Below are 13,670 nucleotides of genomic sequence, written 5' to 3'. Positions count from 1 at the left end.
TCCTCAGATAAACATGATATCGAGGTCCACTGGCACTTCATTATCCGCTAACTGCAAAGCCATCGCCATTAGCGTTGCAACCATGCCATCTATCTTCAAGTGATGTTGGTTGTCGGGCTTTTCTGGCATGATCATGTCATGTCTATTGGGTCTGACGCTGATGTTAGCGGCCATCCAATTGAGGCATGGGTTATTGGTGTGGCGTAACTTGTGGTCCGCAACCAATCCCTCGAAATGCTTCATCACAGGGTTATAGTTGGAGATGCTTTGGATGAACTTTTGGACCGGCAAGCCGTGGTCCACGTAAAGCTCTTGCGCCAGCTGCTGACCCTGCCACTGGTCATAGGCGATACCGCGCACTTGGAAGCGGGCTGCTAGACCGAGCACCACTTCCTTTACGTGGGCAAAGTCCAAGGCATTGCCATCCGTCTGGATTAGAAAGCCCTTGTCGATCCACTCGGCGTAGGCGCTGGCGTTTTTGCTCCCCTCAAGCGCACCACTGGGCACGAAGAGGAACGGGTAGATGTGTGGCATTTGATCATGCACCACCACAAGCGAGACGGCCGCGATGTCAGTTTGGGTTGCGATGTCTACGCCAATGTAGGCGGTTTTGGTTTCCAGCTCTTCTAGTGGAGGGGCACCAGTGCAGGCCATCCAATCCAGCTGGTCCAACCAACCGGTGGCACTGTTTTGCCAGATGTTGAGGTGCTTGGTTAGGAGGCTGGGCTTTTCGCTGGGCTTGTTGAGCGCGTCTTCCCACTGCTGGCGAAGAAAGCTGTCCATGACGCTGACGCCATAGTTGGGGTTGGCCTTCTTCCAGGTCTCATAATCCCTCCAGTCGTCATCATCATCGACCGTGTAGATTGCAGCAAAGAGCCGATCGTTCTGGACGTTGCCCGCTAGGACCGCTTCTGCGTCCAGCTGGCGTTGACGACAGGGGCCGGCGAGGTTGAAGCCCGCTGTCGTGATGGTGAGGAGAAGCGGCTGGAGACGAGCCCCCATGCCGGTCTTCATCGTATCATATTGGTCGCTGCTGTCGTTTTCGTGCGCTTCGTCCAAGATCGCGCAGTGGGGATTGGATCCGTCGCCTGGCTTGCCGATCATGCTGCGGACAAAGGAGTTGTCGTCCGAGAATACAGACTTGGCTGCAACCGTGATGCCAAAGGCCTCGCGAAGTTCGTCTGCCTTTTTGACCATCTCCTTGGCGGGCACAAAGCAGGCGTCGGCCTGGTCCATTGAGTTGGCACCAATCCAAACTTCCGCACCGGCCTCGCCATCGAGGAAGGCCATGTAGAGCGCGATGACGGCAGCTAGGGTGGACTTGCCGTTCTTGCGAGGAATGAGGAGGAAGGCTTCGCGGTGTTTGCGTAGTCCGTCAGGACCCAGCATTCCAAAGATGACGGCCAGGACCCATATCTGCCAGTCTTCAAGCTTGATGGTTTCCTTTCGGCTGGCCCACACGCTCTTGGTGTGTTGCAGGAGTTCTGCGAAGCCGCAGACGCTTTCCACGTGGTCCGCGCTCAGCGTCCAATCGTCACCGTCAATGTCATTGAGAAATCGCTGGCAGGCCTGTTGGATGCGAAGGCAGGCTTCTACCCGACCTTCAACAACGCCTTCGGCGTAATCAACTGCTCGTCGGGTAAATGGCCCGTCACCAACCCACATGCTTAGGGCCTCTTCATGGCCGCAAACGGGTTGCCGGATTTGGTCTCGATAGGCTTTCCGCGAAGGGCTCTGCTGCTCACACCCGCGATGCCGAGGATTTCACCGGCTTTGCGAAGTTCTGAGAGGTAAGCGGCGCGAGGGACGATGCCCTGGGCAAACTCAGCACGGACAAGAGATTCCAAGCTGCAATAGCGAGCAAACAGACTGGAATCCAATTCGCAGGTGCCTGCGCTGGTTACACGGTCAATCTCTTCAGCCCATATCACCTTCGCCTCTGGTGTGAGGTAGTCAGGCGCAACTGGAACGCTGGTATTGGTAATGAGGTGCACCGGCTTGTCGCGGCAGGCCTGGTAGGTTCCCTGCGCGATCTTGACTTCTGGTGCTAGTTTCTTGGGTCCACGTTTCATCCATTACTTAGCAGGACCCGAAAGTTTAATTCGCATTGGTAGAAAAAAGGGCAGCGTGTTGTGCTGTAGGATTGGATTTCCTCAGATTTTTGGGTGCCCCTCTTCACTAGCTCTATGGGATCATTGAATTTTTACGCTCCAGTGCTATAGGTTCAAACCGACACAGCTAGGGAATGGTTATGGAACGGATGGAAGCTACAACCTTTGAACTGTGGTCCTGGCGTATCAGTGAAGCCGTCCGCTTTGTCTTTATCTACCTCATCGCATGGCCCGTGTTTATCGCGAGCATTCCAGCAACCATCTACATGGGCGTCACCATCGCTGGTGACATTCTGAGTGGCATCAGAGATTGGTGGCATTACAAGGAAGTCCTACCCAGCGAGAACAGATGGATGGGTCTAGCCATCATTGTTACTGGCTTGATCTGGGTTGTTGGTATGGGAGTTGCTGACTCGCCCCCCGGCAAAGATAATACCACCCGTTTTAATGAATTCATTCGATCAAGTCGTTCGTCCCAGGAATATGCGGACAAACAGCGCGAGATCGAGAAAACCCGTGACAAGACTCGCTGGGATAAGTTCAAGGATTTTATCACCCTCACTTACGGCGTGCTGATGTTAGCTATGCTGGCTGCGCTCGGTTTGAAGGAGTTGTTCTTCTAAACCCTAAAAGAAGAACACGGCCGTATCGATGACGGGCGTGGGCGTTGATGTTTCCTGATAGCTTGATTTTACTTCGCACGGATGATCCGGCCTACTGGTCTACGCTCAGAGCAAACGTCGTGGTAAGGCTTCGTTTAGATGTAAGTCTTTATTATCCCATGGATTGGGCGAACCCACTGCTTTTGCGGTGGCTTGTGAGATGTTTAACGATCCTCAAATGTGGGAGACACAAATGCTTCGAATTGCTGTTTTTGGCGCGCTTCTGATGACTTCATCAGTTCCAGCTTCGGCACAAGTGCTGTGGAATGGTATCAAAGCAGGAATGTCGCGGGCAGACGCGATGCGCGCCGTTCCGCAGTTGCGGGCTGCAGAGGACGGACGGAGCCTGATTATGGAGGGCGTTCCTGTTATGGGCTCTTCTTTCAAGGCTTTCGTGAATTTTGAAGGTGAGGCGGTGACGAGTGTCGCTCTTGTCGGCTCTGGGCCCTCCTTTGCCGACGTAAGCAGCGGCCTCACTCAGAAATATGGGCAGCCGTCGGCTCCGAGAAGCTGCACTTCGCTTGGAGGAGGAATTCGGATCTGCAATCAGGATTGGATGGGGCAGCTCATGAAAATCAGCGTGATGGAAATGTCAAAATATGAGCGCGCATCTATCACGGTGACTTACGCACCTATGGAAAAATCGATGCTTTGAAACCAGTTCGATTGTTGTGAGGCAGAGCGCCCAAGTTGGGCGCTCTAAAGGATCGCTGACATCGGACTTTTTTTGCTCAGCAGATGAGGGCGGTAGTAATGTGACGAGGGCCAGAGGTTCAGCTGTGAATTTGCACGTAGTACAGTTCCACGGGCGTGGCGGTTTTCGCAAAAGCCGCCATTCCAGAATCCACCCAATATCAGCCATGAGCGAGGCCGGTGCGCGGTCCCAAAAGCGGCATGGCGGCTTTGCGTCGCTTCTGAAAAATTCCTGCCGTTCTGAAAGCGACCCCTAAGCGGTCGCTTGCAGATGCTCGTAGCTTGACTGAAACAAAGCTGGCTCACAGAAAATCACACTGCGTTCGATCGCCTATCCGGGCGAAGCGCTTCTCACGATCCTGGTAGAAGACGAAATGACAAATCTCCTAGAAGTAGACTGGTCGAGCATCCCAGCGCCACACGACGACGGACTGACAGATCACCTTGAAGGTGCAGCGCTGCCAGCAATTAGCTTGCACTCGACTCACGGCCAAGTTGTTGACCTATCACTCCTAGCGGGCCGAACCGTTTTATATGCATATCCAATGACTGGGCAGCCGGGTGTTGCGCTGCCTGATGGCTGGGACATGATTCCGGGTGCGCGAGGTTGCACTCCTCAGTCTTGCGCATTTCGCGATCATTTTGCCGATTTGCAGGCACTGGGAGTTGAACACCTTTTTGGGCTGTCAACTCAGACAACAGATTATCAAAAGGAGGCAGCCGATCGGCTCCACCTGCCTTTCGCTCTGCTCTCGGACGGAGACTTGGCTTTTGCAACCGAACTCAGCCTCCCATTGTTCGACATCGCGGGATCAAAGCTTCTTAAACGGCTCACCCTAATTGTAGATGATGGCGTGATCACCAAGGTTTTTTATCCCGTATTTCCGCCAGACCGAAGCGTCATAGACGTGCTAGATTGGCTTCAGAGATAAACTGCTATCTCCAAATCTCATTCAAATGGTTTGCAAATGTCTCCGTCCTTTGCTTGTGGTTAGGAGGCCGGGGACGGCGGGGCCCGGGATGGACAGCCAATCTTGAGTAGCTTTTTTCCAAGCAGACCTTCAGCAATCCACCCACTTCCGGTCATTCGCACTTCATCACGCAGCACCTGAAAACGGACATGCAAAGCAGCGATCTCATAGAGACACCCCATGCTCTAATTTGCAGAGGGGAGTCGAGATGGTTTTGGCCTATGCTTCGTTCTTGCTAACTGGGCCATGGGTGCGGAGGAAGCGGAGGGCCTGTTGCGGCACCTGAACGCTGCTTGCGGGCCAACGCTGAGCTACCAATCGGCGCCTCGCAATGAATGTTTCCGTCACTGCATCGCTCTGGTTGCCACCAAGGACATAAACATGAGTGTCGGTGTAGCCGCTGCAAAGTCCAACGTGACCGCCGCCAGAGCGTTTGAAAACCACGATGCTGCCCTGATATAGCTGGTCCTTGCCTAGGTCGCGTCCCCAAGTTGCCCAAGCCATTGCACGGATCGCGATAGGCGGAGGGGTGAAGCCGCGCTGTTCCAGCCAGTGCGCTACAGCAAGTCCGCACCAAGGCACGCTGTCTGCATTATAGACGATGCCTAGGACTTTGCTGCCAAGGCGCTTGGCCCAGCCCATGATCGTTGGGCTATTCGCTACACCAGGGATTTCACGGACGCTTAGATCCTTGCGGGCCTCGCGATACCATGTGGGTCCAGTGTTTGTTTGATTGTTCATGCCCTACTTATCAGGGCGTCAAATGCTCAGTTTGAACTGTAGCGCGGTGTCGAGGTCGGTGAACACGAACACGAGGCCATCCCAGTTGCTGTAGTAGTTGATGAAATGGCGGAAGGCGTTTTGCTCTGTTAGCCAGGCATAGGCATCAGCTACGGTTTGCCCGCTATTCTGCCGACCCTTTATCGCAACTTTGTAAAGCTGCTGGCTCACCACATGCCTTTCATCGCCTGAATATCCTTACGGGTCTTGGCTTGGTGGCAGGGTTTGCAGAGGCTCTGCGTGTTGCTCAAGATCGACATGCCTCCCATCTTTACCGGCTTGATGTGATCGACTTCAACGGCTGGTGTAATGAGACCCGTTGCTTCGCAGTGCTGGCATAACGGGTTGAGGTCTAAGCGTTTGGCTCTGAGTTTGCGCCATGCCCAATCATATGCAGGAGGTGCCAGTTTAATCCTTGGCCCTGGTGCTGCTCGCTTGTGTGTAGGGGGTAGGTTTTTCACCTCATACTTAGCTGAACACCAGAAAGTGGTTGACGGTGGTAACAGGTGAAGTCTTTTAGGTATGAGCCAGTTAGGCGTAGCTGATTTTGGAGATACAACATGGTGATGGAATTTTTGAAGCTCTCTGATGCAAACCTCGCCAAGGAGTTCAACAAGAAGCCGGAAAAGGATCTTATGCCCGCTCGTCGTGCTAAGGTCGTTGAAAGCATCAACAAGGCTCTCGCGTCCATTGCTGACAAGCAGGACAACCCCAAGCGCGGTCTCTACACCACCCGTGAGGGTATCAGTTGCGCTACGCTTCGACTGGGTAACCGGAAGCTGAAAGTGGATGGTGCTGAGGAGTTTTACGTGCCGCGCGAACGCATCCAGGACTTCTACAAGGCTGCGGTCAAGTCGGTGGAAGCCGGCGAGTTGGACGCGGCTATTAACGCTGCGCTGGGTGGTGAAGCCACCAAGGGCACACCTCGGATGGGTAGCGTCGTGGCCAAGGAGCGGTCACCCATTGCGCCTTGGCGCGTTTATCGCCGGAACATTGGCCGATATGGGCAGGCACGGGCCGACGAAATCCTCGATACCAAAAACAGCCCTGAGGAAGCCAAGGCCATCCGTGAGGACTATAAGGCCAACAAGGACGCCAAGTAGCGTCTAGCCTACCACACTAACTTACATGCAAAAGGGCCCTAGCTGTAATGGCTGGGGCCTTTTTTGTGCCTACAACATGGAGTGGCCTACCGTTACCTCTAGTAACCTAGATGGTAGGCTGTCACTTGTAGTGCTGGGGTCTATCACTAGTTACATCACTATAACATGGTGTCCCATTTCTTCGCTTGACGCCTACCCGATCCGTGGTAGCAAAGGGTCATCAGGGCGATACAGCCTTGAGGTTCTTTGACATTGTTGACCAGGAAATCATCTTGGTGGGTTAACGGCTACCGTTACTCACTTTGGCGACGCGGCTTTGCGTAAACACCCGAGAAATCTCCTTTCGGGTGATAGGGTCTGCTGACTAGTTCAGCAGACAATGGGTTGAACTCCCTCCTTCGCCACTAAGCCAGTGTAACATCGCGCTGGCCTGGCCCGTGGTCCTCAACCACGAAGGAGTGCGCCAAAATGGCGATGAATAACCTTGATCTTACTGCTGCCACCAAGCTGGTTTCCGACTTCCACAATACCCTCACTGCACACAATACTTCAGCCAAGCAGGCAACAGGTGCCTATGAAATGGCCAGTCGCAAGGCGCTCTACAAGACGCTTGGGGAGGCTTACGGAAGCAGCTTGCAGCTAGTCGCTGACCCTGAGTTGTTGGGTCAGGTTTGCGCCCACTTTGGGGTTAAGCCGCCTGCCGAAGGCGAGAACCCGCACAGTGCTGTGGGCCGCATGTTCTGGCGCAAGAAGCAGGGCGATGAATACGTGCCCGACAAGAGTGCTTGGAAATACGGCAAGGGTTTCCGTGCAGCTCAGGCTCTCAAGTGGACCGCCAAGGACTATGCTGCCAAACTCGAAACCTATGAGTTCGAGGTCACGGGCAAGGATGGCAAGGTCAAGAAGCTGAAGGGGCATATTGCGCTGGAGGCTTGTGACACCGCGCTTCATGGTAACCCCGAGGCCGACTTTACGGCGCAAGAGCACATCGCAGCTCAGCGTTGGTTGGCCAGCACTCAAACTCCGAAGGCTGAGTTTGTGGCCGACTTGGGCGTTTCACCCGAGCATGGCCAGATGGTTGGCCTTGTGGCTCAGTGGGATGCAGAGCGTAGCAGCTGGGTGGTTCGTGACGTTCACGCAAGCGAGCATGATCGGGCTTGGGCTCTGATCGCCAAAGGTGTTCTCACACGCTTCAAGGAGTGGCGTGAGGTCAAGGCTTTGACGGCGCAGGATGCGCTGCTGGACAAGGAAATCCCTGATGACCTGCCCAGCTTGCTGGCGCTGCTTGATGAGCAGAACCGGAGTGTCCGTGCTCGCGAGACTGCCAAGGTCATCACCGAAAAGCTGGCGCTCGCCGCCGAGCCCAAGTCGGTTGATCAGGCTGCGTAAACCTAATGGGGAGAGCCTTGCGCTCTCCCCAAAGTGGAAGATCAACAATGTATAGCAAATCTGAACAAGCGTCCTTTGCGGCGCTACTCGCTGACGCACGCGCCAATAACGTGCTTCCTGACCACTACCTGCGTGATGTGCTGGGTGAAGAGTTGTTCGCGGAGTATGAGGCCCGCTGGACCCAAATCTATGAGCAAGAGGCTTCTGAGGTCGAGGTGGTCGAGGCAGATCGTAGCCCATCACTAGAAGTGTTCGTGGGTTACGTGAACACGAGCCGTCGCCAATTCGACAGCATGGAGAAGCGACTGCCCAAGCTGCTAGTGCAGGAAGAAGTATTGCTCTCGCGCATCAAGTCGCACCAAGACTTCCTCGCGACTGCCAAAGTGTCGGCATTGGAACGATGGAACGAGTTGAGTGACGAAGACAAGCTTTGGGCTGCACCTGGCACGGAAGAGGACGGCTGGCCTCCTAAAGTTTTTGATGAGCCACCGGCAAAGGTCCGGTTCGCCAAACTGGGTAAACACACACCCTACGCACGGGCACTGGTGCGCGTCCTGACAAAGGCTTTGGGAACGGCCCAATGACAAAGCAGCTTAACTGCTGATGAGACGACGATGCCCTGAGAGCGTTTCTCAGGGCATCATCACCTTTCTGCTGTCTGTGTTGCTGCGTTCGCTTACCTGCGTCCCCTGGGCTTTACAGGGGTCGTGAGGGCCTCTTCCAGGGTCATATTAGTTCGCGCCAAGCGGGCGACTACTGTTTCAATCTTGATCCCATGGTGTTTGGCGAGTGCGCGGAGGGTCTTGATCCCATTGAGCTCGTAAACGCGCAGGGGACGGCCACAAGGGCGGACCTTACGCTTGTTGGCGTGCTGTAGTGCTGGGCTGGCCCAGCGGCAGTTGCCAGGCTCATAGTGACCGTTGGGGTCGATGCGATCTAGGGTATAGCTGGGGTCTGGCTTTGGCCCCATGAAGTTAGCAAAGGCCCAAAAGTCCTTGGACCACTCCTCACATACCTGGATGCCTCGACCGCCATAAAAACGGTAACTTGTGCTGTTGGGGTCATTGCATCGCTGCTTCATGTTCGTCCATGTGCCGTAGAGCGGATGCGAGGTGTTGTTTCCTTGGCCTTGTGGCTGGCCTGAGCCTTTCTTCTTTTCCATCCGATACTTATCAGAAAGACGGAAAAGTTCATTCGTATGCGGTCAGAGCGGGCAACCTGAATACACCTTGACGCTTTCCAAGGTGTCACGCCCATGGCGCTGTAACCCGCACAAATCTGCGAAAAATCGCCCCTTGTTACAAATCCATAATAGTAAGGGAATCGTAACGGGATAACTGAACTCGTGGAAACCAGCTATGGCGAAGCCGCCTATGTAATGCGCGCCCCTATTAATATTGACGTTTCGAGGGCATTTTCAGTATGTTTGATAAGTAAACATGAAGCAACAGGGTTCGCAACTTCTGCTTGTTTCGAGCAGTTGGACTGGGCCCTAGAACTTCATCTCCAAAGAAATGAAACTGAGCCCGACTGTCCTCCCGCGAACCCGGACAGTCGGGTTTCATTTTGATTGGAGAATACAATGCAGTTTCACATTATTAGTCGCGGATGCGGTCAGGGTAAGACCCAAGCAGTTTTAGGCCTGATGGCCAACACGCAGGATCGCTACGTTCTAGCGCAGCCCAGCTTGAGACTGGTCACGCAAAGCCACTCCGACCTGTTGGGTAAGAACGCAAATGCCCGCGCTCAGGTAATCACCAGCAACACCAACTCTGGAGTGCAGCAAAGCATTCGAGAAGCGATGATGCGTCCAGGCCTGCTGGCTCAATCACCCAACCTGCTGTTCGTAACACACCAAGGGGTCATGGACCTAAAGGGTGCTGACCGTTCGTCATGGAATTTGGTGGTTGATGAAATCCCAAGCGCCACCCAGCACATGGAATACAAGCTCAAGCTGACCCGTCGATGGGTTACGCGACACCTGAGCATCCGTGACGGCATTGGTGACACCTACGAATTGGTAATTCGACCAGGTCACGTTGATGCAGTTGAAACGATGCTGCGCGATGCGAGGAAGGATACATTGGCCGAGGCGCTAATGGGTCTCTGGTCGGTTTTGCTGAACCCTCATTATCGCGTCTATGTTACCAAGGCCGAATGGCTGGCCAAGGGCAAAACTGCCCGTGGTGATGTAGAGTTGAATGCCCATGCGGTTCTACAGCCTAGCGTCTTTGACGGCTGGAAGTCTGTTACCCTCTTGGGGGCGAATGCCCACGAAAGCAGGCTGGTGCAAATCTGGAAGCAGATGGGCGTTGAGTTCGCATCACACCCAAGCATTCCTGACATGAGCCACCAAGCGTCAACTGGTATGCGCTTGACGATCAATTATCTCACAAACAAGACATGGACGCGGCACCTCCGTAATGTCAGTCTCGGCAGGAATGGCTTTGATGACCTGATCCATAAGCTGCTGCCGTATCTTCCGGACGATTACATCTGGACTGCCAACAATGCAGACAGTGGGAAGGTCGAAAACATACTGGTCGGGCGAAAGCTGCCGCCCGTAAGCCACGGGCTGAACTCATATCGCAGCATTAACGCTGCCGTGACACTAGGCAGTTTTAACGATGACCTATCGCATTCCAAGTTTCTGTGGTCTGCGTTTCAGCTGAGCGACGAGGACCTGTTCCGTAGCCAGGCAGGCGAAATGGCATACCAGATGGTGATGCGAACCAGTCTCCGAGTTACGAACAGCAACGCGCCGGTGGCTGCATTTGTGCCCGATTGGCGGACTGCTGAATACCTCGCCCAGCTGCTGCCTGGCGCGCGTGTTGAACAACTCGATCTTGGTATTGAAGCCTTGAAGGGCGGCAAGCCTCGTTTCCGTGTTGCATCCACCCCCAGCGAGCGAATGGCTAGGTCACGACAAAAGCAAGCACAGGCCGTGAAGACCTCCAACGAACTGCTGGCGCTTCATCGGATGGCGAGTGGCGCGATGGTCGGTGAAACACCGATCATGATCACCAGCAAGGCAGTGGTTGCAACCCGTGATGTCGAGAGCCATGCGCTGCCCAACTGGGACAGCCTCCGCGATCTGCTCGAAAGCGACCGCCACCGCAAACTGGACAAGGACAAGGCCGGTCTGATCGTTGGATCGCTCATGGACCCAGACGCCACACCCGATAGCGTCGCAGGTCTCGCCAATGTGGTTTATACGCAGATGGCTTGGATGGATATTGACGATGGCGACATCACACCGGAGGAAGCCTCAGGGTTGCTTGGGGACATCAAGCACCTCATCTACAGCTCATACAACAATGGTAAGGTTACCGGTAAGCATCGCTTCCGAGTGGTTGTGCCGCTGAGCAAGCCTGTTGATGCTGATACCTACCGCGCAATTTGGCAGGTGCTGGCAGATAGATTTTCGGCTGCTGGATATTGGGTGCCCAGCAAAGCGGGTCAGGAAGTGCCCGCAAACCGCCCTGTGAGTGGGTTGGACTACAGCAAGTGCAAAGTAAGCGACTTCATGTATCGACCCGTCAGAACGGCTCTACGGGAGCGGAACGTATGGATTGACCGCTGGTCGCTCCCAATCCTTGATGTTGATACCTTCGCCACTGCAATCCATGATGATGAGGACGATCTTCTCGACCTCTGGTTGGAAGAACGCCGTGCCAAGCTAGAAGCCGAAGAGCGAGTGTTTGCAGCCGTTCCAGACTTGCTGGCTCAATTCCGCGCGCAAGCTGCTGCCGCGCTCAAGCGCGATACGGTCAGCCGCGTGGAGGAAGAGTTCTACGCTATCCCGTCGGGTGGCATGAACCAAAACCTATACCGCCTTGCTGCCCTGCTGGTGCGTTCCGGTCATTCACCGGATGAAATGCACGACACGCTGTATAAGCTGCTCAGTGGACGAGCAGGCGGACGAGACCACTTTAAGGATTTGCGCGACATCAGAGAGGATGCGCTGCGCGGTAAGATGAGGATTATGGCATGATTGAGTATGTGGATTGTTTGGATGATGAGGGCTACCGCGCCTGCCTTACATCGGATCAAGAAGAGACCCTGATTGAATTTGGAAACTGGCTAGATCAGCAGGGTATAGCTTGGACCCATGATGCCACTGCCGCTTCAGAGGTAGAGGAGTTCACCATCTGGACGGAATGGATTGCTGATAAGGGCAAGGCTGCGCTTCTCAAACTGACGTTTGGTGGCGCGCTCTAGTAGTCATGGGAGAACCCTGCTGGGCGAAAAGGAGAATAAACTCCCAGCAGGGTTCCTAGCACTTAAGTTGATCAACGGGTAAAGCAAGCAGCCAGCGAAGCTTCAACCGCATGGTATTTATACTTGCTGCTGATACGCGAGTTGCGTCCAGTCCTCGCCCTTTTGCTCTATCTTGGCTTCCTTTATAGTCATGACTTTCCCATTGGGGTAATCTGGTTTTGGACGCCTAATTCTCTGCCCTTTGATTTTGACAGATGGGCTGGGTGGTAGGGTCATTGGGTCTCTTTCGTTGAAGCTTGTCTCCTAATTAGCTGCTCCACGATACACAGGGCCGGTCGGCGTCCAAATGACCCTCTCCTTCAAGAACCAAGGCACAAACTCCCAATCGAATGGCGAACGGGCTTCCTGCTCCTCAAGTGTAAGGGCCGCCCACTCGGCCATACAGGGCTCAACAAGGGCCGCGACGCTGTAGCGCAGCGCAACAGTCCCGATGTTCTCCCAGACCCTCTGTAGGGGCTCTGTGGCCCGCTCTTGGATACAATCCTCCCACAGACACATACCAACGAAAAGTTCTTCGGTGCTGCTCATCGTGCCGCTCCTGCCATGTGCTGTAGCTGGTAGGCCGCGAGGTCATATTGGCACTGCGCTAGGCTGTAGATGACCTTGCCATCTGTCATGTTGGGAATTTCACTCCACAAGCGCCAGAACTCGGCAACGCCATAGAGGTCGTCGTAGGGCGCGTGGGGATTATACGCCCAGCTGATACCTAGTTGCGCGGGCTCGCCCCAATGGCAGTCAAAGAAGATCACTGCGCCATCACGATCTGCGATTGGCTTGTTACGTTCCAAGAACGTGTTGCCATACTCGATGACCCGCATGAGTAGCGCCTGATCGGGCACGGGCGCAGGACGACTTAGCGCGTCAACGAGAACATCGCGCTTCAGCAGGTTGTTGAAGTGCTCAAGGTGTCTGATTTCCAATTTCATCGATCTGCTCCAGATTTACGGAGCCAGGACATACGACGCCTTCTGGAGAGGAAATCAAGAGCCAAAGAATAGATGACAGCCTGAATAGGTGATGTCTTTTAGCATTGTTACCAACAAACGAGGTAACAACGTGGTTATAGATATCGAATTCATCGCTGACCAGTTTCAGAAATATGCTGACCTTGATCCCGTTCATGCGTTTGAGGCTGAAGGTTGCATCCGTTTTGGCGCAGACGAGACGCCCGTTTTCTACAAGCGTTTTGATGACCACTTTGTTATTGAGATTGACGGTGTGGAAATGGAAGTCCCCCGCATCTAACAGCACCTAGAGGGTCATGTGAAAAGGGCGCTATATCCTAGCGCCCTTTCCTGTATCTGGCCCTCATTGACGCTCTACGGGCGTCCTGTTGTTTCTATTCGCTGTTGGTATTATTGGCTGGGAGAAAGCTGAGTGCGCGGAGAATATAGCCGGTGCAGATGAACGCGATGAACATATAGAACAGCGTCCACGATACGGTGTTTGCGTGGGCTGCTAATGCAAAGCCCCTGGCGGCTTCTTCAGCGAAATAGCTCACCTCGCTAGAGGCCAATTTGGCGTCCTGTTGTGCAGCTTGTGCTATAAGCAGGCCAAGCCCTCCGGACATCACACTGCCAACGAGGCAAAGCCAAGCCACAGGAATCATCTTGTCCCCAGTGGGGCGTTCAATTTCGTCTGACATCTCATCCTCCTAATCGGTTCGCGGAATTGCGCGAT

At 54.3% G+C, this 13,670-nt stretch carries 16 protein-coding genes; 8 read left to right on the top strand and 8 right to left on the bottom strand.

Translation table 11 applies throughout. From position 1 onward, the window contains the following. Window positions 1–3: 3 nt before the first annotated feature. Window positions 4–1,665, bottom strand: coding sequence for a terminase large subunit (locus tag SJY33_RS06110; RefSeq protein WP_379921724.1), 1,662 nt, complete (start codon window positions 1,663–1,665; stop codon window positions 4–6). 2 nt (window positions 1,666–1,667) lie between these two features. After that, the gene (locus tag SJY33_RS06105; protein ID WP_379921722.1) at window positions 1,668–2,072 is read right to left on the bottom strand and encodes a hypothetical protein; all 405 of its coding nucleotides are present in this window, start codon (window positions 2,070–2,072) and stop codon (window positions 1,668–1,670) included. A gap of 179 nt (window positions 2,073–2,251) precedes the next feature. Between SJY33_RS06105 and SJY33_RS06100 the strand changes: the two genes are divergently transcribed. The 3 genes from SJY33_RS06100 (at window position 2,252) to SJY33_RS06090 (ending at window position 4,398) form a co-directional block, all read left to right on the top strand. Beyond that, window positions 2,252–2,734, top strand: a complete 483-nt coding sequence (locus SJY33_RS06100) for a hypothetical protein (RefSeq protein WP_379921720.1) — start codon at window positions 2,252–2,254, stop codon at window positions 2,732–2,734. Between the two features lie 199 nt (window positions 2,735–2,933). Beyond that, window positions 2,934–3,428: a hypothetical protein gene (locus SJY33_RS06095; protein WP_379921718.1), complete on the top strand. Its 495-nt coding sequence runs from the start codon at window positions 2,934–2,936 to the stop codon at window positions 3,426–3,428. A 412-nt stretch (window positions 3,429–3,840) separates the two neighbouring features. Further along, a complete protein-coding gene (locus tag SJY33_RS06090) occupies window positions 3,841–4,398 on the top strand; it encodes a peroxiredoxin (protein WP_379921717.1) in 558 nt (185 codons plus the stop codon). A 258-nt stretch (window positions 4,399–4,656) separates the two neighbouring features. On the opposite strand, the gene SJY33_RS06085 is transcribed toward SJY33_RS06090, so the two are convergent. The 3 genes from SJY33_RS06085 to SJY33_RS06075 are packed head-to-tail and all read right to left on the bottom strand — an operon-like array spanning window position 4,657 to window position 5,678. Next, a complete protein-coding gene (locus SJY33_RS06085) occupies window positions 4,657–5,178 on the bottom strand; it encodes a TIGR02594 family protein (RefSeq protein WP_379921716.1) in 522 nt (173 codons plus the stop codon). An 18-nt stretch (window positions 5,179–5,196) separates the two neighbouring features. Then, complete coding sequence (locus SJY33_RS06080; RefSeq protein WP_379921715.1) at window positions 5,197–5,388, bottom strand: hypothetical protein; 192 nt, start codon at window positions 5,386–5,388, stop codon at window positions 5,197–5,199. Then, window positions 5,385–5,678 carry an HNH endonuclease gene (locus SJY33_RS06075; RefSeq protein ID WP_379921714.1) on the bottom strand — a complete coding sequence of 98 codons (294 nt, stop codon included), beginning with the start codon at window positions 5,676–5,678 and terminating at the stop codon, window positions 5,385–5,387. The genes SJY33_RS06080 and SJY33_RS06075 overlap by 4 nt, the downstream gene beginning before the upstream one ends. A 99-nt stretch (window positions 5,679–5,777) precedes the next feature. On the opposite strand from SJY33_RS06075, the gene SJY33_RS06070 reads away from it, so the two are divergent. The 5 genes from SJY33_RS06070 (at window position 5,778) to SJY33_RS06050 (ending at window position 11,930) form a co-directional block, all read left to right on the top strand. Continuing rightward, window positions 5,778–6,320, top strand: a complete 543-nt coding sequence (locus tag SJY33_RS06070) for a hypothetical protein (protein ID WP_379921713.1) — start codon at window positions 5,778–5,780, stop codon at window positions 6,318–6,320. Window positions 6,321–6,788: 468 nt separating this feature from the next. Then, window positions 6,789–7,709, top strand: coding sequence for a hypothetical protein (locus SJY33_RS06065; RefSeq protein ID WP_379921712.1), 921 nt, complete (start codon window positions 6,789–6,791; stop codon window positions 7,707–7,709). A 47-nt stretch (window positions 7,710–7,756) separates the two neighbouring features. Then, window positions 7,757–8,293, top strand: coding sequence for a hypothetical protein (locus tag SJY33_RS06060; RefSeq protein ID WP_379921711.1), 537 nt, complete (start codon window positions 7,757–7,759; stop codon window positions 8,291–8,293). A gap of 998 nt (window positions 8,294–9,291) precedes the next feature. After that, complete coding sequence (locus SJY33_RS06055; protein WP_379921710.1) at window positions 9,292–11,703, top strand: hypothetical protein; 2,412 nt, start codon at window positions 9,292–9,294, stop codon at window positions 11,701–11,703. Then, window positions 11,700–11,930, top strand: a complete 231-nt coding sequence (locus tag SJY33_RS06050; RefSeq protein ID WP_379921709.1) for a hypothetical protein — start codon at window positions 11,700–11,702, stop codon at window positions 11,928–11,930. Before SJY33_RS06055 ends, SJY33_RS06050 begins: the two co-directional genes overlap by 4 nt. A gap of 584 nt (window positions 11,931–12,514) precedes the next feature. Here the strand turns inward: SJY33_RS06050 and SJY33_RS06045 are convergent. The 3 genes from SJY33_RS06045 to SJY33_RS06035 all read right to left on the bottom strand — a co-directional run bounded on the left by SJY33_RS06045 (window position 12,515) and on the right by SJY33_RS06035 (window position 13,635). After that, window positions 12,515–12,916, bottom strand: a complete 402-nt coding sequence (locus SJY33_RS06045) for a hypothetical protein (protein WP_379921708.1) — start codon at window positions 12,914–12,916, stop codon at window positions 12,515–12,517. Next, entirely contained in the window at window positions 12,891–13,241 is a 351-nt protein-coding gene (locus tag SJY33_RS06040) for a hypothetical protein (protein ID WP_379921707.1), read from the bottom strand. The genes SJY33_RS06045 and SJY33_RS06040 overlap by 26 nt, the downstream gene beginning before the upstream one ends. Window positions 13,242–13,329: 88 nt before the next feature. After that, complete coding sequence (locus SJY33_RS06035) at window positions 13,330–13,635, bottom strand: hypothetical protein (RefSeq protein ID WP_379921706.1); 306 nt, start codon at window positions 13,633–13,635, stop codon at window positions 13,330–13,332. Between the last annotated feature and the right edge of the window lie 35 nt (window positions 13,636–13,670).

The organism is Erythrobacter sp. R86502, from assembly GCF_042466465.1.
Classification (GTDB): domain Bacteria; phylum Pseudomonadota; class Alphaproteobacteria; order Sphingomonadales; family Sphingomonadaceae; genus Erythrobacter.
This window is presented reverse-complemented; position numbering and strand designations above follow the sequence as displayed.

Bases quoted from the DNA above. Each gene is read 5' to 3' on its own strand.
- SJY33_RS06110 (WP_379921724.1), bottom strand. From the start codon at position 1,665: ATGTGGGTTGGTGACGGGCCATTTACCCGACGAGCAGTTGATTACGCC.
- SJY33_RS06105 (WP_379921722.1), bottom strand. From the start codon at position 2,072: ATGAAACGTGGACCCAAGAAACTAGCACCAGAAGTCAAGATCGCGCAG.
- SJY33_RS06100 (WP_379921720.1), top strand. From the start codon at position 2,252: ATGGAACGGATGGAAGCTACAACCTTTGAACTGTGGTCCTGGCGTATC.
- SJY33_RS06095 (WP_379921718.1), top strand. From the start codon at position 2,934: ATGTTTAACGATCCTCAAATGTGGGAGACACAAATGCTTCGAATTGCT.
- SJY33_RS06090 (WP_379921717.1), top strand. From the start codon at position 3,841: ATGACAAATCTCCTAGAAGTAGACTGGTCGAGCATCCCAGCGCCACAC.
- SJY33_RS06085 (WP_379921716.1), bottom strand. From the start codon at position 5,178: ATGAACAATCAAACAAACACTGGACCCACATGGTATCGCGAGGCCCGC.
- SJY33_RS06070 (WP_379921713.1), top strand. From the start codon at position 5,778: ATGGTGATGGAATTTTTGAAGCTCTCTGATGCAAACCTCGCCAAGGAG.
- SJY33_RS06065 (WP_379921712.1), top strand. From the start codon at position 6,789: ATGGCGATGAATAACCTTGATCTTACTGCTGCCACCAAGCTGGTTTCC.
- SJY33_RS06060 (WP_379921711.1), top strand. From the start codon at position 7,757: ATGTATAGCAAATCTGAACAAGCGTCCTTTGCGGCGCTACTCGCTGAC.
- SJY33_RS06055 (WP_379921710.1), top strand. From the start codon at position 9,292: ATGCAGTTTCACATTATTAGTCGCGGATGCGGTCAGGGTAAGACCCAA.
- SJY33_RS06050 (WP_379921709.1), top strand. From the start codon at position 11,700: ATGATTGAGTATGTGGATTGTTTGGATGATGAGGGCTACCGCGCCTGC.
- SJY33_RS06045 (WP_379921708.1), bottom strand. From the start codon at position 12,916: ATGAAATTGGAAATCAGACACCTTGAGCACTTCAACAACCTGCTGAAG.
- SJY33_RS06035 (WP_379921706.1), bottom strand. From the start codon at position 13,635: ATGTCAGACGAAATTGAACGCCCCACTGGGGACAAGATGATTCCTGTG.